This window comes from Microbacterium xylanilyticum, assembly GCF_054654695.1.
In genome coordinates, this window is sequence record NZ_BAAIEN010000002.1 from 3699787 (window position 1) to 3725830 (window position 26044).

Below are 26044 nucleotides of genomic sequence, written 5' to 3' on the forward strand. Positions count from 1 at the left end.
AAGCGCAATCGCGCGAAACGACGCGGCCTGCTCGTACGGCAGACGGGCGCCAGGCTCAGGTTTCGTGAAACCGAGTTCAGCGGGTGACGGTCGCGGCCTGGATCTCGTTGCGCAGCACGACCGTGCGGGCGGGCTGGTCATCGCCCCCGATGCGGTCCAGCAGCATGCGGGCCGCAGTGACACCCATGTGGCGGGCAGGAAGACGCACGACGGTCACCACGCTCGGCGACAGGGTCGTGAACGGCAGCGAGCCGATGACGGCCACTCCCACCGCAGGCGGGGTGAGTCCGTGCTCGGTGAGCACCTGGATGGCGCCGACGCCGATGAGGTTGTTGCCGGCCACGACCGCGTCCGGCGGCTCCGGGAGCGCCAGCAGCTCCTCCATGGTCGCGCGGCCGCCGTCGACGCGGAACGTCGAGAACCGCAGCAGATCGGGATCCACCGGGAGCCCGTGCGCCTTCAGCGCCGCACGCCAGCCGTCGGCGCGCTCCACCGCCGTCTCGATGTGCTCCGGGCCGGCGATGTGCGCGATCCGGCGATACCCGGCCGTGAGGAGCTGCTCGGTGGCGCTGCGGCCGGCGTCTCGGTTCGCCATCATCACACCGTCGATGTCGTAACCCGTGGTGCGGTCGACCGCGACCACGGGGCGCCCGGCCGCCATGATCTCGTCGAGACTCGTGCGATCCGACGCCGCGGCGAGGATCACGCCCGACATGTGCTCGGCGATCGCGATGCGCAGATAGGTCTGCTCCTTCTCGACCTGGGCGTCGGTGTTGCACAGCACCACGGAGTATCCCGCCTCGGAGGCGACGTCCTCGACGCCGCGCGCCATCTCGGTGAAGTACGGGTTCTCGATGTCGGGGATCACGAGCGCGATCACCTCCGAGCTCTGCCGACGCAGCGTCCGTGCGGTGCGGTTCGGGAAGAACTTCAGCTGCGCGGCCGCCTGGCGCACCGCCGTGACCTTCTCCTCCGAGACGCCCACGCCGTTGAACACGCGCGACACCGTCGCAGGGGACACGCCGGCGACGCGTGCCACGTCGTAGATGGTCGCCATCCCGCCCCTGCCTTCTGTTGTCGGTGAGGACACACTATCGCGATGAAATCGATTGCAACAGTCGCCGTGAATCGGTGGGGTGGCCGCACGCCGTTGCGGAATCCCGCACGGATCCGCCCACCCCCGACTCGAGGACGTGCCCCCGCCATGACTCTTTCCGACCTGAACGCGATCTCCGCCCTCCGGCGCGTGCAGACCCGGTCGATCTCCCCGGAGAACTTCGACGGGTCGGTCGGCGGCGGCGCCCGGGCCACCGAGGGCACGTGAGCCGACTGCGCCCGCGACCTCGGACCCGGCTGGAAGATCTCGCCGAGCGTGGACATCGCCGCCGGCGAGACCTTCGAGCTCGCCGCGATCGAAGGCGCCGGCAAGATCACGCACATCTGGATCACCACGCACACCGACAACTGGCGCACTCTCGTCCTGCGGGCGTACTGGGACGGCGCCGACGAGCCCGCCGTCGAGGTGCCCTACGGCGACTTCTTCTGCAACGGCTGGGGCGTGTTCGCGCAGGTGAACTCGCAGGTCATCGCCGCGAACCCGCACGGCGGGTTCAACTCGTACTGGCCGATGCCGTTCCGCGAAGGAGCGCGCCTCACCATCGAGAACACCTCGGTCGTCGACGTGCGCGTCTACTACCAGGTGACCTACGAGATCGGCGGCGACTACGCGGGCGACGGCTACTTCCACGCGCAGTGGCGTCGCTCGAACCCGCTCGAGGAGCTCGTGCCGCACACGATCCTCGAGGGGATCGAGGGCCAGGGCCAGTACGTCGGCACCTACATCGCCTGGGGCGTGAACTCCAACGGGTGGTGGGGCGAGGGCGAGATCAAGTTCTACCTCGACGACGACACCGACCACGCCACGATCTGCGGCACCGGCACCGAGGACTACTTCGGCGGCGCGTGGAACTTCGACATCCCCGGGCAGGGCTACACCGAGTTCTCGACCCCCTACCTCGGCATGCCCCAGGTGATCCGCCCCGATGGCCTGTACGTGTCGCAGCAGCGCTTCGGCATGTACCGCTGGCACCTCGCGGATCCGATCCACTTCTCCACCGGGCTGCCCAAGGTCGACATCCAGGCGCTCGGGTGGCGCAGCGGCTGGCGCTACCTGCCGCTGCGGGACGACATCGCCTCCACCGCGATGTTCTACCTCGACCGTCCGACGGCACGGCGCCCGAAGGCGCCCTCGGCCGACGACATGGAGGTGCACCTAGGAACGGCCCCCGTGCCCGACCTCGGATCCACTCCCCCGCGCGCACCGCGCAGCTGACCCCGTCGCACGGCGAGCGCCGGCGACGCGAAGAAAGGAGAGGGCGATGAAGCCCCTGACGACCATCGCGACGATCGCCGGCGCCGCGGTCGCCTCCCTGGCCGCGGTCGCCTTCGCGGGAGCGACGCCGCCATCCGCCGTCGCCACGACGGCGAGCACGCCTGCGACCGTGGTCGCGAAGGTGACCGGCCCCGACACCCCCAGCAACACCTGGGGACAGTGGGACGTGAAGGCCACCGACCTCGGCATCATGTGGGACGACGGATCGGGCCACGTGCTCACCGCCTTCGGCGACACGTTCGGCAACTCCTGGACCGGCCCGGCGGAGGTGCGCCGCCCAACGGGAACTGGCGCAGCAACGTGCTGCTGCGCTCGAGCGACACCGACCTGTCCGACGGGATGCTGCTCGATCACGCCGTGCAGGATCCGGCGGGGATCGCGAAGCAGATCATCCCGTCGAAGAAGATCGACGGCGACGAGATCACCGTGATCCCGACGTCGGGCATCTCCGTCGGCGGCCGCCAGTACCTCGGGTTCATGTCGGTGCGGCAGTGGGGTCCGCCCGGCGTGTGGGACACCAACCATGCCGGCATCGCCTACTCCGACGACGACGGTGAGACCTGGACCGTGTCCGACACCCGCTGGGACAACCCGGACGGACATGATCCCTTCCAGATGCAGGCGTACGCGCAGAAGGGCGGCACGATCTGCGTCTTCGGCACGCAGAACGGCCGCAACGGACCCGCGTCGGTGGCCAAGGTGCCCGCGCAGAAGCTGCTCGACAAGTCCTCGTACCGGTACTGGGACGGCTCCTCCTGGAACAAGGACGAGTCGGCGGCGAAGCCGGTCCTCGAGGCGCCGATGAGTGAGATGTCGGTGCAGTGGGACGACTACAGCAAGCGGTTCCTGATGATGACGCTGTCCGGTGAGGACATCGTCCTGCGCACCGCGCAGAGCCCCGAGGGCCCGTGGACGCCGGCGCAGACCGTGGCGAGCTCGACCGACTACCCCGCGCTCTACGGCGGCTACTTCCATCCGTGGAACAAGAACGGCGAGATCTAATTCACGATGTCGCAGTGGAACCCGTACAACGTGTATCTGATGCATCTGCGCATCGATCGCAACGGCACGATCGTCGATCCGAACCTGGTGTCGGATCCGAGCTTCGAACGCGCGACGACACTCGGCGACGGCACGAACGGCACCTGGGGCGGCAAGCCGAACTCGGGGATCGACAACGTCCCGGCAGGCGGTTTCACGGGCGACCACCGCGCGTTCGTGCGCTACAACCAGGGCTGGCGCGACCTCTGGCAGGACGTGGCCGTGCAGCCGCACACGAGCTACCGGCCGACGGGCTTCCTGCGCACCTCGGTCAACAGCGATGTCGGCTACTTCGGTGCGCGCTCGCTCGACGGCACGGTGATCTCGGAGGCGCACTTCGTCTCGGTGGGCGCGTGGACGCGCTTCACGGTGACGTTCGACTCCGGCGACCGCGACACCGTGCAGCTCTACGGGGGCGTGTGGACGAACAGCGGAGACATCTGGATGCAGCTGGACGACGTCGCGCTCGTCCGGGTGCCCTGACGCCTCGCGGGTCCACGGATCCCGCGTCGAGACGGAAAACGTCGCTCCCGCAGCTCCGGGAGCGACGTTTTCCGTCTTTCGGCGCCGACCGGGCTCAGGCCAGGGCGCGCACCGGTCCGCGCAGCACGGCGCGGTCGAGACCGTAGCGACCCGCGCCGGTGAACACGAGGGCCAGGACGCCGGCGCCGAGCACGGCGGCGAACTCCCACCCTCCGTCGCCGACCCAGATGCCGTTGCCGAGGTGCACGAGCACGATGGCGCCCGCCATGTCGGCGGCGAGCAGCACGCCGACGGGACGGGTGAACAGCCCGGCGACGAGCAGGATCCCTCCGACGAGCTCGAGGAACGCGATCGCCGGGCCGGCGATCTCGGGCAGCGGCGCGCCCATTCCGGCGAAGGCCTGGACGGTGCCGGGCAGGGTGTATTCGAAGACCTTCTGCGCGCCGTGCGCGGCGAAGACGCCGCCGATCACGAGGCGCAGGACAAGGAGTCCGAGAGAGGCGGCGGGCTTCGTGGTGTTCGTCATTCCGGACAGCTCCTTCGCGGCAGGACACCGCGGCGGGCGCGGCTCGGGGCGTCCGCCCCGTCCTCCCACGCTACGGAGCGCCGCCTGTCATGTCTCTGAACACGGGCTCGGCACCTCGCGACAGCGCGTTCCGGGCGAGCGACCTCAGGAGGTCGGGATGACGACGATCGGCTGGGTCGTGGGCTTGCCGGTGGGCGAGCCTCCGGCCTGCTCCACGGTGACGGCGATCGCGTCTCCGGCGTGCATGCTCCCGCGCAACTGCGCCGTGGTGGTCCCGGGTTCCGCGTCGAACACCCCGGCGGAGACGGGGGTGTCGCCGCGCACGAACCACAGTTCGTAGGTGCGCGCCCCGTCCAGCGGCTCGAGCCCGTCGGAGACGAGGACGGCCGCGCCGATCGATGCCGACCAGTGCGCCGTCGCGCGACCTCCGGTGGGAAGCGAGACCGTCTTCTGCGCCGCGTCCGGAGCGCTCTCGATCCGGTCCAGCGCCACGACGGCCGCGGGGCGCAGCAGCTGCGGGATGACGACCGCGGCGCCCGCGCCGAGTCCGACCATCAGCACGAGGCACGCGGCGAGCGCGAACAGGAGCCTGCGCGGGCGGCGTCGCGTCCCCGCCTCGACGGCGTCCGCGTCGGCGGTGTCGTCGTTCGCCGGGCGCGCGATCGACGGCGTGACACCCGGCGCCGGTGCGAGCTCCGGCTTCTCCACGCCCGCGTCGCGACCGGCATCCGGATCCTGGGGCGTCACGGCGATGCGGGCGAGCAGCGCGTCGCGCAGCGCCGGCGGCGGCGCGACCGGCGGCACCCCCTCGGCGAGGAGCGTCACGGTGTCCGCATCGTCCTCGGCGATCGGCGCCCACTCCGGATGCGCGGCGAGCGCGGCCCGATAGCGGCGCTCGTCTTCGGCCGACAGCGACCCGAGGCTGTGCCCTGCGGCCAGCTCGGCGAACTCCTGCTCGTTCATGCGTTCACCCCCCAGTGCGTCCGCAGACGCGTGAGTCCGTCTCTCATGCGGGTCTTCACCGTTCCCAGCGGCGAACCCGTGATGGTGGCGATCTCGCTCTGCGAGTAGCCGCCGTAGTACGCGAGCACCAGCGCCTCGCGCTGCGTCTCGGGGAGGGCCGAGAGGGCGCCCACCACCCGTTCGGCTTCGATCGAGAGCTCCGCCTGCTCGGCGACGCTGTCGTGCGCGACGTCGAGATCCCGCACGCCGATCCGCGTGTCCCGGTCGGCGCTGGACTGCGAGGCCCGCACGCGGTCGATCGCACGACGATGGGCGATCGTCAGGATCCAGGTCCTCCCCCGTCCCCGATCGGGAGAGAAGCGCGACGCCGTCTGCCAGATCTCGAGGAAGACCTCCTGCAGCACCTCCTCGCTCTGCGCCCGGTTCACGATCACGCGGAGGATGAGGCCGAAGACGCGCGAGGACAGCATGTCGTAGAGCTCGGCGAACGCCGACTGATCGCCCTGCGCGACGCGCACCAGCAGCGCGGACGCGGGGTCGTCGCCGCCGTCCTGCTCCGCGTGCTCGCGGTCGTCGATAACCATCGAGTCCAGCATGCCCCACCTCCGCGCCTGGTCGCGGCAATGCGTCGCCAACCTTTCCCGCGTCCCGTTCACCGGCCGACCGGACCGCTCGCTCAGACGATGTCTGCGCGGACGCGGCCCGGGCGGCCCGGCGAAGCGCCGCCCTTACTGGGCCGGCGGCATCAGGACGGAGTCGATGAGGTACACCGTCGCGTTGGCCGTGTGCACGCCACCGCAGATCACGTTCGCGTCGTTCACCTTGAGGCTGTCGCCCGAGCCGGTCACGGTCACCTCGCCGCCCTCCACGGTCTTGTGCGTGCCGACGATGTCCTTCGGCGAGATCTGACCGGCGACGACGTGATACGTCAGGATCTTGCTGAGCGTGTCGGCTCCCGCGTCCGTCTTCAGCGTGTCGATCGTCGCGGGGTCGATCTTCTTGAACGCGTCGTCGACGGGGGCGAACACGGTGAACTCGCTCCCGTTGAGCGTGTCGACCAGGTTGACCTTCGGGTTGAGCTTGCCCGAGACCGCCGCGACCAGCGTGGTCAGCAGCGGGTTGTTGCTGGCGGCCGTCGCGACCGGGTCCTGCGCCATCCCGGCGACGGAGCCCGCGCCGGAGGGGACCTGCTGCGCGTAGGCGGCGCATCCCGGACCGACCAGGTCGGCCGCCGGATCCATCGTCTGGGTGGGCGACGCGGCCGGCGCGCTGGTGGCGGGCTCCGAGGACGAGCCGGACGACGAGCCCGACATCGACGAACAGCCCGTGAGGGCCAGGGCCGCGGCGGCGAGCAGGCTGGCGGCGGCGAGCGACGCCCTGGCGTGCAGGCGAACAGTGGATCGCATGATCTTTCTCCTTTGACTGGTGCATCGCGACCGTTCATCGGCCGACACGATGCGTTCGGAGCCGCACCCGCACCGGATTGGATCCGGTCCGATCGCCATCCGATCGGCCGATCGCGACGAACCAGGGACATGGGTGAGAGCACAGGGAAGACAGGCGCACGGATCTGGGCCGCGGTCGCGGGGGTCGTGAGCGGCGCGGTGTTCGTCGCCGCCGCCGAGATCACGGCCTTCCTCGTGGCGCGCGACGCGAGTCCGCTGCTCGCGGCGGGCTCGTTCGTCATCGACATCGTGCCGCAGTGGGCGAAGGAGCTGGCGATCGAGCTCTTCGGCGCCAACGACAAGCTCTTCCTCCTGCTGACCCTGGGCGTCGGCGTGCTCCTGCTCGCGGCGGTCGCGGGTCTTCTCGAGCGTCGGCGCCGTTGGGCCGGCGTCGCGGTGTTCGCCCTCGCCGGCGTCGCCGGGCTGCTGGCGACCGTGACGCGCGCGGGGGCGAGCGGCGCCTCCGCCCTGCCGCCGCTCGTCGGCGCGATCGCGGGCTGCACGTTCCTGACCCTCTCGATCCGCGCGCTGCACCGCTGGCGCGTCCCCGCGGCCGGCGTCGAGGCAGGCCCGGATCGCCGGCGCTTCCTGGTGCTGACCGCGGTCGGGGCCGCCGCCGCCGTCCTCGCCGGCGTGGGCGCACGCCTCGGCACCGCGGCGACCACCTCGATCGCGGCCGCACGCAAGGCGCTGCGGCTGCCGGAGCCGCTGTCGCGGGTCACCGTGCCCGCCGGCGCCGAGCTGGACATCCCCGGCCTGTCTCCCCTGTTCACTCCGAACGCCGACTTCTACCGCGTCGACACGGCGCTTTCGGTGCCGGCGATCGCCCCGGCGGACTGGCGGCTGACGGTCGACGGCATGGTCGGCAGGAAGGTCGAGCTGAGCTTCGACGAGCTGCTGCGGATGGGCCTGCGGGAGTACGCCGTGACCCTCACCTGCGTCTCGAACCAGGTGGGCGGCGACCTCGTCGGCACCGCGCGCTGGCTCGGCGTGCCGGTGCGCGAGGTGCTCGCCCGCGCCCTTCCGGAGACGGGCGCCGACATGGTCCTCTCGCGCAGCATCGACGGGTTCACCGCGAGCACGCCGCTCGATGCGCTCACGGATCCGCACCGCGACGCGATCCTCGCCGTCGCCATGAACGGCGAGCCCCTGCCGCCCGAGCACGGATTCCCCGTGCGAATGGTCGTGCCGGGGCTCTACGGATACGTCTCGGCGACGAAGTGGCTCACCCGGATGACGGTCACGACGTTCGAGAAGGATCAGGCGTACTGGACGCCGCGCGGGTACAGCGCGCAGGCACCGATCAAGCTGTCGAGCCGGATCGACACCCCGCGCATCGACAAGGAGATCCCGCCGGGCGCGGCCCGGATCGCCGGGGTCGCCTGGGCGCAGACGGTGGGGATCGCCCGCGTGGAGGTGCAGATCGACGGCGGCCCCTGGCAGACCGCCACGCTGTCCGCTCCCGTCAGCGTCGACACCTGGGTGCAGTGGTTCCTCGACTGGAACGCGACGAGCGGGAGTCACACCCTCGTCGTCCGCGCGACCGATCGGCACGGCCGGATGCAGGAGCAGGAGCGCACCCCGATCGCACCGAACGGCTCGACCGGATGGCAGTCGACCGTGGTCCGCGTCGGCACGGCAGGATGACCACCGCCGTCAGATGAGCCCCTGGATCCGGAACTGCTCCACGTGGTAGACGCTGTTGTCGCCCGTGTTCCATTGGCTCACGGTGAGATGCAGATCCGACAGGGTCGAGCCGGGGATGATGTACCCGCCGTAGAGCTGGGCGACGTGCGTCGCGTCCTCGGCGCCCCAGTTCCCGCCCCACAGCAGGGTGGTCTTCGTCGCCGTGTAGAGGTTGTCGGTGGGGGTGTTCAGCACCATGGCGTCGATCCGGTAGGCGTCGGCGTTGAACCAGGTCAGGATCCACTTGCCGCCGAGCGGACGCAGACACATCTCGCCGAACTTGCCCGGCAGCACCTCGGTGGCGGGGTTGCCCCAGGCCCAGACGCCGTTCGCGTACCCCCACGGCTGGTACGCCGACAGGGTCGTCATGCTGTTCTGCGGCACCCGGTACAGCACGATGCCCTTGTCGCGCTGGAACCCGGTGCCGTAGATGTACACGTAGCCGTCGTTCCCCTGCCCCAGGTGATGCACTGGAAGTGGCGGCTGATCCTCACCGCGACCATGGGGAACTGGGCGCGGCTGCGGCGCCTCGAGCTCGCCCACCGCGTCGTCACGCCGGCGGAGCTCTGGCCCGGGTTCACCGGCACGGGCTTCGCGGAGCACGCGTCGTTCGCGCTGGACGAGCTCGTCCGCGACGGGGACGCGGTGCTCGTCGCGGCGGTCGGCGACGAGGTCGACCCGTGGTCGGCGGCGTACGCGCCCGATACGGCCGAGCACTGGCGCTTCATCGGACAGCGGATGCGACAGACCTGGCGGGTCGACGACCCGGATCCGGATCTGCGCGCGCAGGTCAACGGGCGCTGGTCGTACTGGGCGAGCGCTTCGGAGATCCCGGGCGGGCCGGCATTCGAGAACGTCGAGGTCGTGCAGCCGTTCCGCCAGGGCGCGCCCCTCCGCTTCGTGGTCGAACCGCTGGGCTGACAGCCCAGCCGCGCGCCTCGCGCAACGCGTCACCCGCGAGCGGGGTCAGCGCTCGCTGTCGTCAGGGTCTTCGGCGAACTCGGCGTCAGACGCCTCGGGGCGGCCCAGCCACGGCCGCCACAGCACGATCTCGGTGGACCGCCGGATCCGGCGACCGGACGGGACCGCCATGATGGATCCGGTCGCGCCGGCGGCGAAGACCCGCACGCCGGGGCGATTGGCGCGCTCCTCGCGCAGGTCGTGCTCGAGCTCCACGACGCGGCGGCGGAGCGTGCGCACCTCGTCCTCGAGGTCGAGCAGCTTCGCGATCGCGGGCAGGCTCATGCCCTCGCTGCTCAGCTGGGCGACTTCGCGCAGCTTCTCGATGTCGCGCATCGAATAGCGGCGGGACCCGCCGCGGGTGCGGCCCGGCACGACCAGGCCCAGCCGGTCGTACTGCCGCAGGGTCTGCGGGTGCATCCTGGCGAGTTCGGCCGCCACCGCGATCGCGAAGACCGGGGTGTCGGCGCTCATGCGCTCATCGGCCATGGCGCGTCTCCGCTGCCGTTCGATGCCGCCAGGCGCCCTTCGTCTCGCTGCGCTCGCTCAGGGACCGGAGAACCGGTTCCTGAGCGAGGAGCGCAGCGACGAGACGAAGGACGCTCAACGACCACAGGTGCATCACGCCCGCGCCTTCGCCAGAAGCTCGGCACGCGGGTTCTCCGCAGGCTCGACCTCGCGGAAGCGCTCGAGCGCCTCGCGCGCGGCCTCGTCCAGGTGTCCCGGCACCGCCACCTGCACCTCGGCGAGCAGATCGCCGCTGCCCTTCGAGGTCGTGACGCCGCGGCCCTTGACCCGCAGCACGCGGCCGGACGGCGTTCCCGCCGCGACCCGGAGCTTGACCGGGTCGCCGCCGAGCGTCGGCACCTCGATCGTGGCGCCCAGGGCCGCCTCGGTGAAGGTGACCGGCACGGTGACGCGCAGGTTGAGCCCGTCCCGCGTGAACACGGGGTGCGGCCGCACCGTGACCTGCACGACGATGTCGCCGTTCTCCCCGCCGTCCGGCGAGGGCCGGCCACGGCCGCGCAGACGGATCTTCTGCCCGTCCTGCACGCCGGCGGGGATCTTCACCTTGAGCGGCCGGCCATCGTCGCCCTGCAGCGTGACGGTCTCGCCCTTCACCGCGGTCGCGAACGACAGCGTCGTCCGGGCCGTGACGTCGGCGCCCTTGGTCGGGCCGCCGAACCCTCGGAACCCGCCGGACGCCTGGCCGAACCGGCCGGACCCGAACGAGCTGCCGCCCTGGTTGAACATCGCGAAGATGTCGTCGAAGTCGGCGGACTGCCCGCCGCGGCCCCGGCTGAACGCGCTGAAGACGTCCTCGAAGCCGCCGTTGCCGGCGCTGCCGGGCGCGGTGAAGCGGGCCCCTCCGGCGCCCATGGCGCGGATCTGGTCGTACTCGGCGCGCTGCTCCTTGTCGGAGAGCACCGAGTACGCCTCGCTGATCTCCTTGAACTTCGCCTCCGCCTTGGCGTCGCCGGGGTTGGAGTCGGGGTGGTACTTCCGCGCGAGCTTGCGATAGGTCTTCTTCAGATCCGCCTCGGAGACGTCCTTCGCGACGCCGAGCGTCTTGTAGAAGTCCTTGTCGAACCAGTCCTGGCTAGCCATCGATCACCCCCTATTCCACGGGGACGGCGACGACGACCTTCGCCGGGCGCAGCTCGATCCCGCCCAGTCGGTAGCCCACCTCGACGACCTCCAGCACGACGGCCTTCTCGACGCCCGGCGTGGGCTGCTGGAAGATCGCCTCGTGCTGCTGGGGGTCGAAATCCTCGCCCTTCTCGCCGTAGGAGACCACCCCGAGCCGCTCGACGACGGCACGGATCTTCTCGGCGATCGCGGCGAAGGGAGTCCCCTCCTCCAGGTCGCCGTGGGCGGCGGCGCGGTCGAGGTCGTCGAGCACGGGGATGAGGCCCTTGGCGGCCTCGCCCTTCGCGCGCTGGATCTCGACACCGCGCTGCTCCTCGGTGCGCCGGCGGTAGTTCGCGTACTCGGCCTGCAGGCGCTTGAGGTCGACGAGCAGAGTGTGCTCGGCATCCGCCAGGGCCGCGTCCTCCGCGGCGTCCTCAGCGAGCGCGTCATCGCTCTGCGCGATGTTCAGGATGTCGTCGACCGTGAGCTCGTCGTCGTCGGCGCCGTCCGCGGGTCCGCCGGTCGGAGCCGGCCCGGGGCCGGACGCCTGGGCGTCCGACCCCTGACCGCCGACCTCGCGGCCCTCTTCGGGCTCCTCGAAGTCCTTGGGATCCGTCATTACTTCTTCTCGTCCTCGTCGTCCACGACCTCGGCGTCCACGACGTCCTCATCGGAGCCGGACTCGCGAGCGGCGTCCTCCGCGGCGCCGTCGGCGGCCGCATCGGCCTGCTGCGACGCGTAGATCGCCTCGCCGAGCTTGCTCTGCGACTGGGTCAGCTTGTCGAACGCGGTCTTCACGGCCTCGTCGTCATCGCCGGCCAGCGCGGTCTTCAGCGCGTCGATGTCGGCCTTGACCTCGGTCTTGACGTTCTCCGGGAGCTTGTCCTCGTTCTCCGAGATGACCTTCTCGACGCCGTAGGACAGGGTCTCCGCCTGGTTGCGGGTCTCCGCCGACTCGCGGCGCTTCTTGTCCTCGGCCGCGTGCTCCTCGGCCTCGCGCACCATGCGGTCGATGTCCTCCTTGGACAGCGAGGATCCGCCGGTGATCGTCATCGACTGCTCCTTGCCCGTGCCCTTGTCCTTGGCGGACACGTGCACGATGCCGTTCGCGTCGATGTCGAAGGTGACCTCGATCTGCGGGATGCCGCGAGGAGCCGGCGCGATGCCGGTCAGCTCGAAGGTGCCCAGCGGCTTGTTGTCACGGGTGAACTCGCGCTCACCCTGGAAGACCTGGATCGCGACCGACGGCTGGTTGTCGTCGGCGGTGGTGAAGGTCTCGCTGCGCTTGGTCGGGATGGCCGTGTTGCGCTCGATGAGCTTGGTCATCATGCCGCCCTTGGTCTCGATGCCGAGGCTCAGCGGGGTGACGTCGATGAGCAGCACGTCCTTGCGCTCACCCTTGAGGACACCGGCCTGCAGGGCGGCGCCGACAGCGACGACCTCGTCCGGGTTCACACCCTTGTTGGGCTCCTTGCCGGTCTCGCGCTTCACGAGCTCGGCGACCGCGGGCATGCGGGTCGAACCGCCCACGAGCACCACGTGCGCGATGTCGCCGACCTTGATGCCGGCCTCGCGGATGACATCCTCGAACGGCTTCTTGGTGCGGTCCAGAAGGTCCTTGGTCAGGTCCTCGAACTTGGCGCGGGTGATCGTCTCGCTCAGCGACACGGGGCCGTTCTCGGTGAGGGACAGGTAGGGCAGGTTGACGGACGCCGAGGTCGAGGAGCTGAGCTCCTTCTTCGCCTGCTCCGCGGCCTCCTTGAGGCGCTGCAGCGCGATCTTGTCGTTCGAGACGTCGACGCCGGTGGAGTCCTTGAACTGCTTGATCAGGTAGTCGACGAGACGCTGGTCCCAGTCGTCGCCGCCGAGGCGGTTGTCACCGGCCGTGGCGCGCACCTGGATCGTGGAGAAGTCGTCATCCTTGCCCACCTCGAGCAGCGACACGTCGAAGGTTCCGCCACCGAGGTCGAAGACGAGGATGAGCTCGTCCTCCTTGCCCTTGTCGAGGCCGTAGGCCAGGGCGGCCGCGGTGGGCTCGTTGATGATGCGCAGGACGTTCAGGCCCGCGATCTCGCCGGCCTCCTTGGTGGCCTGGCGCTCGGCGTCGTTGAAGTACGCGGGGACGGTGATGACCGCGTCGGTCACGGTGTCGCCCAGGTACGCCTCGGCGTCGCGCTTCAGCTTCTGCAGGATGCGCGCGGAGATCTCCTGCGGCGTCCACTTCTTGCCGTCGACGTCGAACGACCAGTCGGTGCCCATGTGGCGCTTGACCGACGCGATCGTGCGGTCGACGTTGGTGACGGCCTGGCGCTTCGCGGTCTCGCCGACGAGCACCTCCCCGTCCTTGGTGAACGCGACCACCGACGGGGTGGTCCGGAAGCCCTCGGCGTTCGCGATGACCTTGGGCTCGCCGCCCTCGAGGACGCTGACGACGGAGTTCGTCGTACCGAGGTCGATACCGACAGCACGTGCCATTTGTTTCTCCTTCAATCGGAAGTACGGGAAAGTCTGCGCGGCCGCAAGGCCCGCGGGGAGACGCCCCGCTAAACCTGAGTCGCGATGACTCAAGGATACGCCCAGTGTCAAGCGATGTCAACAAAGTTGATACGGCTTCACTCAACTTTTGCCGCGTCCCGCGCGAGGCCGCAGGCCGCGGCGCATCGAAGCCGCACCTCATGCGCATGGACCGGCTCCCCATCGACGCGGCATTCAGCGGATCCCTAAGATCGCCCTCATGACGAGTCGCTCCCGCATCGCCTCCCCCGCGCTCCGCCTCGGCGCCGCCGGCCTGCTCCTCGCCGCCGCGCTGCCGCTGAGCGCATGCGGATTCCCGTTCACCCCGTACGCCGGCGGCGCGGTGCGCGTGGGCGCTGAGGACGGCACGGCCTCGCCGCAGCCCCGCGAGACGAGCACGGACGCCGCCACCGACGAGCCCTCGGGCGCGGGCGGCCTCACGTTCGACGGCGACACCCTGCCGAAGGGAGGCCGCGTCGAATGGTCGGACGGTCTCATCGCCGACGACGGCTGGAAGGTCGACAAGCCGGACGACGGCAACGGGCACTGGTCGTACACGACGGTCGACGGCCTGTGCACCGTGCAGTTCTGGCAGGGCACCACGACGTCGAGCGGTGCGAAGAACGACCGCGGCGCCAGCGATCTCATGCTCGCCACGCTCACACAGGCCACCATCGACGACGTCACCGCGGCGGCGTCCGACCTCGGGCTCAAGAACGCCACCACGGGCGACTACGACATCGACTCGCGAACGGTGCAAGGCGGCAACGACCCGGCGAGCTGGGTCATCCAGGCGCGGGTGTTCGAGAAGGCCGGCGTCGGCCTGTACTTCATCCTCGACTGCACGGACGGCAGCGCCTCGACGGTCGCGGACGAGATCGTGGAGAAGGATCCGATCCTCGTGCACTGACCGCGATCGCCCCCGGACTCTTCGACGGGCTCGGGGACCGCCGGCCGGCGTGCTCAGTGCGATCCGCCGGGCGGGCCGATCAGCAGCAGCACCGCGAACAGCGCGGCGACCGCGGCGAGGATGAGCAGCGCGAGCACCCACGGCCGCCGCAGGAACCAGCGCATGGTGCGGTCGTACCAGGCGGCGTCGCGCGGGTCGTCCGTCTGCTCGAGGCGCCAGGTTCCGGCGAGACGGCCGCTGCGGTGCAGCCAGATCTCGGCGGGGATGGTGGCGTAGGGCACGATCGCGCTGGCGATCGCGAGCACGGCGACGCCGACGCCCCAGCGCTGGTGGAACGCGAGCAGCACCGCCGTGGCCGCATAGGAGAGGAACACGAAGCCGTGGATCGAGCCGGCGACGGTGACGAGCACCGGCGGCAGGCCCGTGGCGCGGCCGATGAGGGCGCCGATCAGCAGCGTCCAGGTGATGGCCTCGGCGATCGCGAGCACGCGGAACAGGCGGGCGGGACTGGTGAACACGTCTCTCCTCGGGTCGGGTGCTCTCAGCGTATTGAGGGGGCCCGGCGGCCCGCCTGCCCGCGGCCTCCACCTTTCGGACGGTTTCTCCCGGACGGCCGCTGCCGGCGCTCATCCGGCGATTCCGCGCCGGCGGGCGCTGGCGCGAGACGACGCGCCCGGTAGAGTTTGCTGTGCGCGGAGTGGGATCCGCGAGTTCTGTGCGGCACCCGAGCCGCGCGTCTGCGGGAGAACGGTGACTGGGGATGCTCGTGTTGCGCGAGCGCAGACGGCGAGCACGCCGTGTGCGGGCGATCGGCTATGCGCTGATCATGCTCGGGTGGTGGGCGACGCTCCTGGTCGGCTACGCGGTCCCGGCGAACCCCTCACTGCGCGCGTTCGTGCTGTTGCTGCACCTGGCGGCGCTGACGATCGGGCTGGGTGCGGCCGTCATGGTGGAGTACGCGGGCGTGCTCTGGGTGATCGGACGGGGCACGCTGCGGGCGCTGCTGCACACGGAGGCGCGCCTCGCCGTGCCGGCGTGGGCCGGCTACGCGGGGCTGCTGGTGACCGGAGCCTTGCTGGCACCGGACCCGCACAGCCCGCCCACCGCGATCAAACTCGCGGCGGTGCTGCTGGTGGGCATGAACGGCGTCGCCGTGCAGAGGCTCGCGACCGAGCTCGACCGTCTTCCCGGCGACCTCCCGTTCCGCCGCGCGCCCCGACGGCTGCGGGTGTGGTCGATCGCGAGCGGAGCGCTCTCCCAGGTCGCCTGGTGGACGGCGGTGCTGGTCGGGACGCTGAACACGGCGGCGCACGCGCCCGCATGACGACACGGGATCCGCAGCGACGCGGATCCGCCCACGACACCAGGAGAAGCCGACGATGACAGACGCAGACGGGGCGACCCCCGAGCCGGGCCAGCGCCGCCGCCGAAGCGAGCAGCCGTCTGCCTCCGGCGCCGCGCCGGAGCCGATGGCGCCGGTCGGCGGGCGCGTGCCCTCGGATCCGCCCGGCACGAGCGCCGGCGGCCTGGTGATGGTCGAGCCCCGACCGCGGACGCGGCGGCCGAAGCCGCTGGTGTGGGTGCTGGGCGGGGTCATCGCCGTGCTCGTCATCGCCCTCGGCTCGGTCGGCTTCGCGATCATGCAGAAGCCGCACGCGAACGCCGACGGCGTGTCCGGCACGCCGACTCCGTCACCCACCATGACCTTCCCGCAGGACAAGCCCGCGGCCGTCGCCGGGCCCTCGCCGTGCACGACGCTCACCGTGCTGTCCTCCCTGGAGAACGCCGCCATGGTCGAGCAGCTCGTCACGGGGTACAACGCGCAGCCGCGCGCGGTGGCCGGGCACTGCGTGACGGCGGTCGCGACCAAGGACAAGTCCGGCGTCGCCGCAACGCGCGCCGCCGCCGGCTTCTCGGATCTCCCCGCCGCATCCCGGCCGGCCGTGTGGATCCCGGATGCGAGCTCGTGGCTCTCCGCGGCCCGCGCCGACGGGGCCGCCGCCGTGCCCTCCACGGGCACGAGCCTCGGGCAGTCCGCGATCGTGCTCGCCATGCCGAAGCCGCTCGCCGATGCGATCGGGTGGACGAAGAAGGCGCCGACCTGGTCCGAGGTCTTCGCGGCGTCCGCCAAGAAGGACGTGTGGTCCACGCTCGGGCATCCGGAGTGGGGCGCGTTCAAGCTCGGCAAGACGAGCCCCCAGGTCGCGAGCTCCGGCGAGGCGGCGCTGCTCGCGTCGTTCGGCGCCGCCTCCGGCTCGGTTGGACGCGTCACGGCGAGCGAGATGGCGGATCCGAAGATCCTCGCCGCCGTGAAGAAGAACGAGCTCGCCACGAGCCACTACATGGCGACCCCCGAGCACTTCCTCTGGCACGCCCGCCAGGCCGAGCAGACCGGCTCCGCCGCCGAGTTCTTCTCCGCCGTGATCGTCGACGAGAAGGCCGTCTGGGACTACGACCGCGGCATCGTCAGCCGTGACGGCGTCACCGTCACGCAGGGCGACCCGCCCAAGGAGGCCATGGTCCCCGTCTATCCGAAGGACGGCTTCTATGTCGCGGACAACCCCGCGGTGGTGCTCAAGGGCGACTGGGTCGACGACACCATCAAAGCCGCCGGTGCGGACTTCATCCGCTATGCGGGCACGGCCCAGGGCCAGCAGCTGGTGCGCGAGACCGGCTACCGCGACCTCAACGGGCAGTTCGACGGCGGCGTGCGCAGCACCGGGCACCTCACCGAGACCCTGCACGGTGTGCTGGCCTTCCCGCGCCAGAACGTCATCGCCGCGATCGACACGGCCTTCCCGCAGGTGCGCAAGCGCGCATCGGCGCTGTTCCTCATCGACGTGTCGGGTTCGATGGCGGATCCGATCCCGAGCGGGCAGAGCAAGCTCGACGCCGCGAAGGCCGCCCTGATCCAGGCGCTCGACCACTTCGCGCCAGGCGACCAGGTCGGCGTCGCCGCCTTCTCCTCGGCCGGCGACGGCACGATCACCCCGGGCATCGTGGCTCCCGTCGCCGACATCGCCACGAACCGCGCGTCGCTGGTGGCCGCGGTCCGGGCGCTCACACCGCACGCGTACACGCCGCTGTACACCGCGGTCGACACGTACGCGAAGCAGATGGCCGCCTCGTACGACCCCGACCGGATCACCACCGTCGTGCTGCTCAGCGACGGGGCCGACCTGACCGCGGTGCCAACGACCCCCAAGCAGACGATGCTCGACGACGTCGCCGCGCTGCACCACTCGACGCCGGTGCTCATCTTCACGCTGGCCTACGGAGCGGACGCCGACGCCGACACGCTGCGCGCGATCTCCTCGGCCTCGGGCGCGCACTTCTACGACGCGACGGATCCGTCCAAGGTCGGCGCGGTGCTGGGCGACCTGGTCACGAGCTTCTGACGCGGCAGCGTCGTCGTACGGTCGGCGAACGCCCGCGAGAAACCACTTTCGGCATGAGACACCACGCCTGCGATGAGGTCTCATGCTGGATCCGGTTTCTCGCGAGCTCGAGAGGGTCGTCTTTCCGCGGATGACGCGGCGCCCGGACCGCCCGGCCGGATCCGCGTAAACTCCGACCATGACCCGCCCCGCCCTGCTCGCCGTCTCGCACGGGACGAGCGACGATGCCGGAGCCGCGGCGATCGCCCTGCTCGTGCAGCGGGTCGCCGACCGGCTGCACAGCGAAGACGAGGCCCAGCGCGTCGCAGTGCACTCCGGATTCGTCGACGTCCAGCAGCCCGACGCCCCCACCGCCCTCGCCGCGGTGTCCGGCCCCGTGGTGGTGGTTCCGCTGCTGCTGTCGCAGGGCTTCCACGTGCGCGTCGACCTCGGTCGTGCCGCGGCGGAGCGTGCGGACGCCGTGGTGACGGATCCGCTCGGACCTGATCCCCGGCTCGCGGAGGTGCTCGCGCTGCGGCTCGCCGAGGCCGGCGACCCCGCGGATGCGACCCCGGTCGTGTTGGCCGTCGCCGGATCCCGTGACCCGCGCTCCCTGCCGGACGCCGAGGATGCGGCGGCGCTGCTGGCCGAACGGCTCGGGCGGGAGGTCGTGCCGGCATACCTCGCCGCGCGTGAGCCGAGCCTCGCCGATGCGGTGCGGGCCCGGCCCGGCGCCCCGGTCGCGACCTACCTGCTCGCGCACGGCTACTTCTTCGACGTGGCGCGCCGCGACGCCGGATCCGCGGTGCTCACGGAGCCCCTGCTGGACGACCGCGAGCCCCCGGCGCCGCTCGTGGACGTCGTGGTCGACCGCTACCGGGCAGGAGCCGCCGCGCTGGCCGCCGCCGCGCGCGGCTGACGGCGCGGTCACCCGGTGCGGCTGACGACGCGGTCACCGCGTGCGACCGACGGCGCGACCACCCGGTGCGACTGACGGCGCGACCACCGCCCGCGACTGACGGCGCGGTCACCCGGGGATATGACGGCCCCGGCGCGGGGGTGGGGCGCGTCCCCATGGCCCCACCCGCGTCCGCGACGGTCCCCCGGCGAACCCGTCCCCCAGGCGGACGCGACCCCCCGGCGATCTCGATGCTACGGGCGCACGGCGGGCGGTTCCGGCGCTTCGTGCGATATTCCGGGATCCTCTTCCGAGTCCGGAAGGGGCGCCAGCCCGTGCAGCACGCGCACCCACCGCTCCCCGTCCTCGCCGTCGCCGCGCCGCGTCGCCTCCCGCAGACCTGCGAGGCACTGCCGGTCGATCGGCCCCAGCGGGAGCACGGCGCTGCGGAGGGTGCGTTCGAACGCGTACTCCATGTCGCGCATGTGGGCGTGATGCACCGCGTTTCCCGAATGCGCGGAGAAGAAGGAGAAGAGCGCCCGCCGGGCGGCGGACCCGCGCGCCGGGTCGTCCGTCTGCTGCGCCACCTCATCGATCAGCTCGAGCGCCTGCCGCCTTTCCGACGGGGTGAGCCTGGGCAGGCTCTGTCGCACCGCGAGCCCGGCCTGGTAGCCCGCGTATGCCAGCGTCTGCGCGATCGTCTCGTCGTTCACGATCGTCACCTGGGTGGTCCGGCTGGGAAGGATCTCGACCAGCCCGATGCGCTCCAGCCGATGCAGCGCCTCGCGCACAGGAGAACGCGAGACGTGGAAGCGCTGGCCGAGGGCCACATCCCGCACGCGCATGCCCGGCGGGAGATCGTCCGCCACGATCGCCTCCGCGATCCGATGGAAGACCTGTTCCCCCAATGACCTCGCGTCCCTGCTCGCCATGCCGCCCCCTCCTGCGCATCGCTTCCGGCGCACGCGCCGGTGCAGGGAGAGTACGCGTTCGACGCGTCCCTCGCCAATCGACGGCCTCCGCGCCACGGTCCGCCGCGACCGCGCACGTGCCGCACCGGCATTGTTCGCCGTCCGTTCACGCGGCGTCCACCCGCCCCGACCCGGCGAGCGCGAGGGTGGGTACGGCGTCCGCCCTGACGCCCCGAACGAAGGACACCGCATGCACCTCCCCCGCACCCTCGCGGCGGCATCGGCCGCCGCCCTCGCCCTCGTCGCCGCCGGCGCCTCGCCCGCTCTCGCTGCGGACGCGCCGGCCAGGACAAGCCCGGCCACTACTCGTTCGCCGTGATCGGCGACGTGCCCTACGGCGCCGCGCAGCAGGCGCTGTTCCCGCAGTGGATCCAGGAGATCAACGCCGCGGATCCCGCGATGACGTTCCACGTCGGCGACATCAAGAACGGATCCAGCCGCTGCGACGATGCGCTGTACCAGCAGATCAAGGGCGATTTCGACACCTTCACGAACCCGCTGATCTACAGCCCCGGCGACAACGAGTGGACGGACTGCCACCGCGCGAACAACGGGGCGTACAACCCGCTGGAGCGCCTGGCCTACGACCGCTCGGTGTTCTTCGCGAACCCCGGCATCTCCCTGGGCCGGAACCCCGTCAAGGTCGACGCGCAGACCGCCGCCGGATTCCCCGAGAACGTGTCGCTGCGCCGCGAGGGCGTCGACTTCGCCGTGGTGCACGTCGTGGGAAGCAACGACGGCGTCCAGCCGTGGACCGGTCTGGGCGACACCGCACCGCGTCCGGAGCAGCTCGCCGCCGAGCAGGCACGGATGGCGAACGCGGTCTCGCTCGTGAAGAGCACCTTCGCGACCGCGAAGCAGAAGCACGACCGCGCCGTGATGGTGCTGCTGCAGGCCGACATGTTCGACCCGACCTACACGCCCGCGTGGAGCGACATCTCGGCGTTCCAGCCGCTCGTGCAGGCGCTGGTGGACGAGTCGAGCGCATTCGACGGCGAGGTCTACCTCGTCAACGGCGACAGTCACGTCTTCAACCACGACCACCCGCTCGCCGCGGGCTCGCACTGGCTGGCCACCTACGGTGTCACCGGCTCCGCGGACAACCTCACCCGTCTGACGGTCGACGGATCCTCCAACAACAAGGACTGGCTGCGGGTCACGATCAACCGGCCCGGCGCCGACCAGGTGCTGAGCTGGGAGCGCGTCCCGTACGTCGCGCACTGAGCCCGGCATCGGAACAGGGAAGACGTCGCTCACCGCCACGCGGGAGCGGCGTCTTCCGTCTTTCTCGCCGGGCGGCGTCGCGCGGGACGGTGCGGCTCCGGACGGCGCGGCTCCGCACAGCGGGCGCTCCATTGAACCGCATCCTCCCCGGAGGAAACTGGACCATGTCGAACAATGACGTTGCGTGTCGGAGGCGATGACACACACGGGCGGATCCGGCGGGTGCGCACGTAGCTTGTCGGCATGTCTCCCGAACCGACCACCGCTGTGCCCGCCGCGCCCGTGCGCGGTGCGCGCACCCGCACCGCCCGCGTGCCCACCAAGCCGCACGGCCAGTGGGCCGTCGACGGCACGGAGCCGCTGAACGGCAACGAGGAGTTAAAGCTCGCCGACAACGGCCTCAACGTGCGCGAGCGGATCGAGGCCGTCTACGCGGCCGGCGGCTTCGCGTCGATCGATCCGACCGACCTGCACGGACGGTTCCGCTGGTGGGGCCTGTACACCCAGCGCAAGCCCGGGATCGACGGCGGCCGCACCGCGCAGCTCGAGCCGCACGAGCTCGAGGACGAGTACTTCATGCTGCGCGTGCGCGTCGACGGCGGGCAGCTCACCACCGAGCAGCTGCGCGTGATCGGCGGGATCTCGACCGAGTTCGCCCGCGACACCGCCGATCTCACCGATCGGCAGAACATCCAGCTGCACTGGATCCGCATCGAGGACGTCCCGGAGATCTGGCGGCGCCTCGAGTCCGTGGGGCTGAGCACGACCGAGGCCTGCGGCGACGTGCCGCGCGTGATCCTCGGCTCCCCCGTCGCCGGCATCGCGGCCGACGAGCTCATCGACCCGACCCCGCAGATCCGCGACATCTCCGAGAAGTACATCGGCGACCCGTCGCTGGCGAACCTTCCGCGCAAGTACAAGACCGCGATCACCGGGCATCCCAGCCAGGACGTGGTGCACGAGATCAACGACTGCGCGTTCGTCGCCCTCGAGCACCCCACCCTCGGCATCGGCTACGACCTGTGGGTCGGCGGGGCACTGTCCACCGTCCCGCGGCTCGGCGAGCGCCTCGGCGTGTTCGTCGCGCCCGACCGCGTGACCGAGGTGTGGCTCGGCGTCACCAGGATCTTCCGCGACTACGGCTACCGGCGGCTGCGCAACAAGGCGCGCCTGAAGTTCCTGCTCGCCGACTGGGGCACCGAGAAGTTCCGCGAAGTGCTCGAGACCGAGTACCTCGACTCCCCGCTGCCCGACGGCCCGGCCGCCCCGAAGCCGGTCGGCCAGGGCGACCACGTGGGCGTGCACCGCCAGAAGGACGGCCTGTTCTACGTCGGTGCGGCGCCGGCCGTCGGCCGCATCTCCGGCGCGACGCTGACCGCCCTCGCCGACCTCGCCGAGCAGCACGGATCCGCCCGGATCCGCACGACGCCGTACCAGAAGGTGCTCGTGCTGGACGTGCCGGAGGATCGGGTCGAACCGCTCATCACCGGGCTCGACGCCCTCGGCCTGCAGGCGCGGCCGAGCCTGTTCCGCCGCGCCACCATCGCGTGCACCGGCATCGAGTTCTGCAAGCTCGCGATCGTGGAGACCAAGGTCAACGCCGCCCGCGCGATCGAGCAGCTCGAGGAGCGGCTCGGAGCGCTGGAGCCCGAGATCGGCCGCCCCATCACGCTGCACGTGAACGGCTGCCCGAACTCCTGCGCCCGGATCCAGACCGCCGACATCGGGCTCAAGGGGCAGCTCGTCACGATCGACGGCGAACAGGTGCCCGGCTATCAGGTGCACCTCGGCGGCGGCCTTGCCAACGCGGACCGCGCCGAGGCGGGCCTCGGCCGCACCGTCCGCGGCCTCAAGGTGCCCGCCGACGGCATCGCCGACTACGCCGAGCGCGTGATCCGCCGCTACCTCGCCGACCGGATCCACCCCGACGAGACCTTCGCCACCTGGGCGCACCGCGCCGATGAGGAGGCCCTGCAGTGAGCGCCGTCGTCGACCTCGACCTGCGGCCCGCCCGCCGCTCTCTGGACGAGCTGCGCGCGCTGGCCGAGCGCGGCGCCGCCGAGCTGCGCAGCGGAGCGCCCGACGAGGCGTCCCCCGCCGAGGTCGTCGCGTGGGTCGCCGCGAACGTCTCCCCGCGCCTGGCCGCGGTGGCCTGCTCCATGGCCGATGCGGCGCTGCCGCACCTCGTGGCCGAGGCCATCCCCGGGGTGGACGTGCTGTTCCTGGACACCGGATACCACTTCCTCGAGACGACGTTCACCCGCGACGAGGTCGCCCGCACGCTGGACGTGCGGATCGTGGATGTGAAGCCCGAGCAGACCGTGCGCGAGCAGGACGCGGCGTTCGGCAAGGATCTGTTCGCGCGGGATCCGGCCTTGTGCTGCGAGATGCGCAAGGTCGCACCCCTGCACAAGGCGCTCGGCGGCTACGAGGTGTGGTTCACCGGCGTCCGCCGCGACGAGGCGCCCACCCGCGCGAACACGCCGCTGATCACGTTCGACGAGCGCAACGGCCTGGTCAAGGTCAACCCCGTGGCCGCGTGGTCCTTCGACGACCTCATCGCCTACACGACCGAGAACGACGTCGTCGTGAACCCGCTCGTCGCGAACGGGTACCCCTCGATCGGGTGCGCCCCGTGCACCAAGCCCGTCGCTCCGGGCGAAGACCCCCGCTCCGGCCGCTGGGCCGGACTGGCCAAGACCGAATGCGGACTCCACGTATGAGCATCATCGACACGCTGCCCGCCCCCGCGGCCACCGACGCCGGATCCCTCACGGGTCTCGACCTGCTCGAGGCCGAGGCGATCCACATCATCCGCGAGGTCGTCGCCGAGTTCGAGCGCCCCGTGCTGCTGTTCTCCGGCGGCAAGGACTCCGTGCTCGTGCTGCACCTCGCCGCCCGCGCCTTCGCCCCGGGCCGGATCCCGTTCCCCGTGCTGCACGTCGACACCGGGCACAACTTCGACGAGGTCATCCGGTTCCGCGACGAGACCGTCGAGCGGCTGGGCCTGAAGCTCGAGGTCGCGCGTGTGCAGGACTACATCGACGACGGCCGCCTGGTCGAGCGTCCCGACGGCACCCGCAACGTGCTGCAGACGCAGCCGCTGCTCGACGCGATCGCCGCCGGCAAGCACGACGCGGTCTTCGGCGGCGCCCGCCGCGACGAGGACAAGGCGCGCGCGAAGGAGCGCATCATCTCCCTGCGCGACGAGTTCGGGCAGTGGGATCCGCGCAACCAGCGCCCCGAGCTGTGGAGCCTGTACAACGGCCGGCACACGCCCGGCCAGCACGTGCGCGCCTTCCCGATCTCGAACTGGACCGAGCTCGACGTGTGGCGCTACATCGCCCGCGAGCGGATCCCCCTGCCGCCGCTGTACCTGGCACACGAGCGCGAGGTGTTCCGCCGCGACGGCATGTGGTGGGCGGTGAACCAGCACGCCCAGCCCCGCGAAGGCGAGCAGGTCGAGCGCCGCACCGTCCGCTACCGCACCGTCGGCGACGCGAGCTGCACCGGCGCCGTCGAGTCCGACGCGGCGACCGTCGACCAGGTCGTCGCCGAGGTCGCCCGCTCCACGCTCACCGAGCGCGGCGCCACCCGCGCCGACGACCGGATCAGCGAGGCCGCCATGGAGGACCGCAAGAAGAACGGATACTTCTGATGACCCCGATCGAGACCGCTCCGGCGCTGCTGCGCGACACCACCCTGTTCCGGTTCGCGACGGCCGGATCCGTCGACGACGGCAAGTCGACCCTGGTCGGCCGGCTGCTGCACGACGCGAAGGCGATCCTCGCCGACCAGCTCGAGCAGGTCGCGCGCACCTCCGCCGACCGCGGCTTCGCGCATGGCGAGTTCGACTTCGCGCTGCTCACCGACGGTCTGAGGGCCGAGCGCGAGCAGGGCATCACGATCGACGTGGCGTACCGCTACTTCGCCACCGACGCGCGCAGCTTCATCCTCGCCGACTGCCCCGGACACGTGCAGTACACCCGCAACATGGTCACCGGATCCGCGACCGCCGACGCCGTGGTCGTGCTCATCGACGCGCGCAAGGGCGTCGTGGAGCAGACCCGCCGGCACCTCGCCGTGGTGTCGCTGCTGCGCGTGCCGCACGTGATCGTCGCGGTGAACAAGATCGACCTCACCGGCTTCGACGAGGAGCGCTACCGCGCCGTCGAGGAGCAGGCGCTCGCGGTCGCCGCCGAGCTCGGCCTCATCGACACGCACGTCATCCCCGTCTCCGCCCTCGAGGGCGACAACATCGTGGATCCGTCCGAGCGAACCCCCTGGTACGACGGTCCGACGCTGCGCGAACTGCTGGAGACGCTCCCCGCCCGCCAGGCCGAGGAGGACGCGGCCTTCCGGCTGCCGGTGCAGACGGTGATCCGTCCGCAGGGCGGCGTCTCGCCGCTGCTCGACGCGGACGAGGCTGCCGCACTGCGCGACTACCGCGGTTTCGCCGGGCGCGTGTCGAGCGGATCCGTCCGCGTCGGCGACCGCGTGCAGGTGTTCCCCGGCGGCCACGAGACCACCGTCACCGGCATCCGCGTCGCGGGCCGCGCCGCCGAGGCCGCGCACACCGCGCAGTCGATCGCGGTGACGCTCGCGGACGAGGTCGACGCCGCCCGCGGCGCCCTCATCGCGGCCGCCGGAACCGTGCCGACCGGGCACCAGGAGGCCGAGGTGGAGATCTTCCAGCTCGACGTGCGGCCGATCGTCCCCGGTGCCCGCGTGCTCGCGAAGCACGGCACCGCGACCGTGCAGGCGATCGTCACCCAGGTGCTCTCGCGGCGCGACCTGGACACCCTCGCCCTCGAGGACGCGGCCGAGCTGTCCGTGAACGAGATCGGCCGCGTGCGGATCCGCTTCGCCTCAGCCCTGCCCCTGGAGCCCTACGCCGACGACCGGGAGGGCGGCGCACTGCTGCTGATCCACCCGGTCGACGGTGCGACCCTGGCCGCCGCGACCGTCGTCGCCGCGACATAGGGGTCGTCGAGCGTCCTTCGTCTCGCTTCGCTCGCTCAG

The 26044-nt window shown here is 71.3% G+C and carries 27 protein-coding genes and 1 pseudogene; 16 read left to right on the forward strand and 12 right to left on the reverse strand.

Going from position 1 to position 26044, the window contains the following annotated elements:
* Positions 1 to 76: 76 nt before the first annotated feature.
* The gene (locus ACYQ1L_RS18335) at positions 77 to 1057 is read right to left on the reverse strand and encodes a LacI family DNA-binding transcriptional regulator (protein WP_460005442.1); all 981 of its coding nucleotides are present in this window, start codon (positions 1055 to 1057) and stop codon (positions 77 to 79) included.
* A 315-nt stretch (positions 1058 to 1372) separates the two neighbouring features.
* On the opposite strand from ACYQ1L_RS18335, the gene ACYQ1L_RS18340 reads away from it, so the two are divergent.
* The 4 genes and pseudogenes from ACYQ1L_RS18340 to ACYQ1L_RS18355 all read left to right on the forward strand — a co-directional run bounded on the left by ACYQ1L_RS18340 (position 1373) and on the right by ACYQ1L_RS18355 (position 3916).
* Positions 1373 to 2332: a glycoside hydrolase family 172 protein gene (locus ACYQ1L_RS18340; protein WP_460005443.1), complete on the forward strand. Its 960-nt coding sequence runs from the start codon at positions 1373 to 1375 to the stop codon at positions 2330 to 2332.
* 46 nt (positions 2333 to 2378) lie between these two features.
* Positions 2379 to 2624: pseudogene (locus ACYQ1L_RS18345) on the forward strand (DUF4185 domain-containing protein); the annotation flags it as partial.
* A complete protein-coding gene (locus ACYQ1L_RS18350) occupies positions 2585 to 3394 on the forward strand; it encodes a glycoside hydrolase family 183 protein (RefSeq protein ID WP_460005444.1) in 810 nt (269 codons plus the stop codon). The pseudogene ACYQ1L_RS18345 and the gene ACYQ1L_RS18350, both read left to right, overlap by 40 nt.
* A gap of 6 nt (positions 3395 to 3400) precedes the next feature.
* Positions 3401 to 3916, forward strand: coding sequence for a hypothetical protein (locus tag ACYQ1L_RS18355; RefSeq protein ID WP_460005445.1), 516 nt, complete (start codon positions 3401 to 3403; stop codon positions 3914 to 3916).
* A 94-nt stretch (positions 3917 to 4010) separates the two neighbouring features.
* Here ACYQ1L_RS18355 and ACYQ1L_RS18360 read toward each other — a convergent pair whose 3' ends face one another.
* The 4 genes from ACYQ1L_RS18360 to ACYQ1L_RS18375 form a co-directional block, all read right to left on the reverse strand.
* Positions 4011 to 4442 carry a DoxX family protein gene (locus ACYQ1L_RS18360; protein ID WP_460005446.1) on the reverse strand — a complete coding sequence of 144 codons (432 nt, stop codon included), beginning with the start codon at positions 4440 to 4442 and terminating at the stop codon, positions 4011 to 4013.
* 144 nt (positions 4443 to 4586) lie between these two features.
* Entirely contained in the window at positions 4587 to 5405 is an 819-nt protein-coding gene (locus ACYQ1L_RS18365) for an anti-sigma factor (RefSeq protein WP_460005447.1), read from the reverse strand.
* Positions 5402 to 6001, reverse strand: coding sequence for an ECF RNA polymerase sigma factor SigK (gene sigK / locus ACYQ1L_RS18370; protein ID WP_460005448.1), 600 nt, complete (start codon positions 5999 to 6001; stop codon positions 5402 to 5404). The genes ACYQ1L_RS18365 and sigK overlap by 4 nt, the downstream gene beginning before the upstream one ends.
* Positions 6002 to 6133: 132 nt before the next feature.
* Positions 6134 to 6811, reverse strand: a complete 678-nt coding sequence (locus tag ACYQ1L_RS18375; RefSeq protein ID WP_460005449.1) for a fasciclin domain-containing protein — start codon at positions 6809 to 6811, stop codon at positions 6134 to 6136.
* 129 nt (positions 6812 to 6940) lie between these two features.
* Between ACYQ1L_RS18375 and ACYQ1L_RS18380 the strand changes: the two genes are divergently transcribed.
* Positions 6941 to 8497: a molybdopterin-dependent oxidoreductase gene (locus ACYQ1L_RS18380; protein ID WP_460005450.1), complete on the forward strand. Its 1557-nt coding sequence runs from the start codon at positions 6941 to 6943 to the stop codon at positions 8495 to 8497.
* A gap of 9 nt (positions 8498 to 8506) precedes the next feature.
* Here ACYQ1L_RS18380 and ACYQ1L_RS18385 read toward each other — a convergent pair whose 3' ends face one another.
* Positions 8507 to 8974, reverse strand: a complete 468-nt coding sequence (locus ACYQ1L_RS18385) for a DUF4185 domain-containing protein (RefSeq protein ID WP_460005451.1) — start codon at positions 8972 to 8974, stop codon at positions 8507 to 8509.
* 24 nt (positions 8975 to 8998) lie between these two features.
* On the opposite strand from ACYQ1L_RS18385, the gene ACYQ1L_RS18390 reads away from it, so the two are divergent.
* Entirely contained in the window at positions 8999 to 9457 is a 459-nt protein-coding gene (locus ACYQ1L_RS18390; protein ID WP_460005452.1) for a hypothetical protein, read from the forward strand.
* Positions 9458 to 9502: 45 nt separating this feature from the next.
* Here ACYQ1L_RS18390 and ACYQ1L_RS18395 read toward each other — a convergent pair whose 3' ends face one another.
* The 4 genes from ACYQ1L_RS18395 to dnaK all read right to left on the reverse strand — a co-directional run bounded on the left by ACYQ1L_RS18395 (position 9503) and on the right by dnaK (position 13603).
* Complete coding sequence (locus ACYQ1L_RS18395; protein ID WP_460005453.1) at positions 9503 to 9985, reverse strand: heat shock protein transcriptional repressor HspR; 483 nt, start codon at positions 9983 to 9985, stop codon at positions 9503 to 9505.
* Positions 9986 to 10117: 132 nt separating this feature from the next.
* The gene (locus tag ACYQ1L_RS18400) at positions 10118 to 11104 is read right to left on the reverse strand and encodes a DnaJ C-terminal domain-containing protein (RefSeq protein ID WP_460005454.1); all 987 of its coding nucleotides are present in this window, start codon (positions 11102 to 11104) and stop codon (positions 10118 to 10120) included.
* A 10-nt stretch (positions 11105 to 11114) separates the two neighbouring features.
* On the reverse strand, positions 11115 to 11747 hold the full coding sequence (locus ACYQ1L_RS18405) for a nucleotide exchange factor GrpE (RefSeq protein ID WP_460005455.1): 633 nt from the start codon (positions 11745 to 11747) through the stop codon (positions 11115 to 11117).
* Positions 11747 to 13603, reverse strand: a complete 1857-nt coding sequence (gene dnaK, locus ACYQ1L_RS18410) for a molecular chaperone DnaK (protein ID WP_460005456.1) — start codon at positions 13601 to 13603, stop codon at positions 11747 to 11749. Before dnaK ends, ACYQ1L_RS18405 begins: the two co-directional genes overlap by 1 nt.
* 259 nt (positions 13604 to 13862) lie before the next feature.
* On the opposite strand from dnaK, the gene ACYQ1L_RS18415 reads away from it, so the two are divergent.
* On the forward strand, positions 13863 to 14552 hold the full coding sequence (locus ACYQ1L_RS18415) for a hypothetical protein (RefSeq protein ID WP_460005457.1): 690 nt from the start codon (positions 13863 to 13865) through the stop codon (positions 14550 to 14552).
* A 53-nt stretch (positions 14553 to 14605) separates the two neighbouring features.
* On the opposite strand, the gene ACYQ1L_RS18420 is transcribed toward ACYQ1L_RS18415, so the two are convergent.
* Positions 14606 to 15070, reverse strand: coding sequence for a DUF3817 domain-containing protein (locus tag ACYQ1L_RS18420; RefSeq protein WP_460005458.1), 465 nt, complete (start codon positions 15068 to 15070; stop codon positions 14606 to 14608).
* Between the two features lie 242 nt (positions 15071 to 15312).
* On the opposite strand from ACYQ1L_RS18420, the gene ACYQ1L_RS18425 reads away from it, so the two are divergent.
* The 3 genes from ACYQ1L_RS18425 (at position 15313) to ACYQ1L_RS18435 (ending at position 18848) form a co-directional block, all read left to right on the forward strand.
* Positions 15313 to 15876, forward strand: coding sequence for a hypothetical protein (locus tag ACYQ1L_RS18425; RefSeq protein ID WP_460005459.1), 564 nt, complete (start codon positions 15313 to 15315; stop codon positions 15874 to 15876).
* Positions 15877 to 15931: 55 nt separating this feature from the next.
* The gene (locus ACYQ1L_RS18430; RefSeq protein ID WP_460005460.1) at positions 15932 to 17950 is read left to right on the forward strand and encodes a vWA domain-containing protein; all 2019 of its coding nucleotides are present in this window, start codon (positions 15932 to 15934) and stop codon (positions 17948 to 17950) included.
* A gap of 178 nt (positions 17951 to 18128) precedes the next feature.
* Complete coding sequence (locus ACYQ1L_RS18435; protein ID WP_460005461.1) at positions 18129 to 18848, forward strand: sirohydrochlorin chelatase; 720 nt, start codon at positions 18129 to 18131, stop codon at positions 18846 to 18848.
* A 233-nt stretch (positions 18849 to 19081) separates the two neighbouring features.
* Here the strand turns inward: ACYQ1L_RS18435 and ACYQ1L_RS18440 are convergent, their stop codons facing one another.
* Complete coding sequence (locus ACYQ1L_RS18440; protein ID WP_460005462.1) at positions 19082 to 19759, reverse strand: GntR family transcriptional regulator; 678 nt, start codon at positions 19757 to 19759, stop codon at positions 19082 to 19084.
* A 229-nt stretch (positions 19760 to 19988) separates the two neighbouring features.
* Between ACYQ1L_RS18440 and ACYQ1L_RS18445 the strand changes: the two genes are divergently transcribed.
* The 6 genes from ACYQ1L_RS18445 to ACYQ1L_RS18470 all read left to right on the forward strand — a co-directional run bounded on the left by ACYQ1L_RS18445 (position 19989) and on the right by ACYQ1L_RS18470 (position 26005).
* A complete protein-coding gene (locus ACYQ1L_RS18445) occupies positions 19989 to 20117 on the forward strand; it encodes a hypothetical protein (protein ID WP_460005463.1) in 129 nt (42 codons plus the stop codon).
* On the forward strand, positions 20114 to 21022 hold the full coding sequence (locus tag ACYQ1L_RS18450; RefSeq protein WP_460005464.1) for a hypothetical protein: 909 nt from the start codon (positions 20114 to 20116) through the stop codon (positions 21020 to 21022). The genes ACYQ1L_RS18445 and ACYQ1L_RS18450 overlap by 4 nt, the downstream gene beginning before the upstream one ends.
* A gap of 243 nt (positions 21023 to 21265) precedes the next feature.
* Positions 21266 to 23002: a nitrite/sulfite reductase gene (locus ACYQ1L_RS18455; protein WP_460005465.1), complete on the forward strand. Its 1737-nt coding sequence runs from the start codon at positions 21266 to 21268 to the stop codon at positions 23000 to 23002.
* Positions 22999 to 23745 (forward strand): phosphoadenylyl-sulfate reductase, encoded by a 747-nt coding sequence (locus ACYQ1L_RS18460; RefSeq protein ID WP_460005466.1) that lies wholly within the window; start codon positions 22999 to 23001, stop codon positions 23743 to 23745. The genes ACYQ1L_RS18455 and ACYQ1L_RS18460 overlap by 4 nt, the downstream gene beginning before the upstream one ends.
* Entirely contained in the window at positions 23742 to 24680 is a 939-nt protein-coding gene (gene cysD, locus ACYQ1L_RS18465; RefSeq protein WP_460005467.1) for a sulfate adenylyltransferase subunit CysD, read from the forward strand. Before ACYQ1L_RS18460 ends, cysD begins: the two co-directional genes overlap by 4 nt.
* Positions 24680 to 26005, forward strand: a complete 1326-nt coding sequence (locus tag ACYQ1L_RS18470; RefSeq protein WP_460005468.1) for a sulfate adenylyltransferase subunit 1 — start codon at positions 24680 to 24682, stop codon at positions 26003 to 26005. The genes cysD and ACYQ1L_RS18470 overlap by 1 nt, the downstream gene beginning before the upstream one ends.
* The last annotated feature ends 39 nt before the right edge of the window (positions 26006 to 26044 follow it).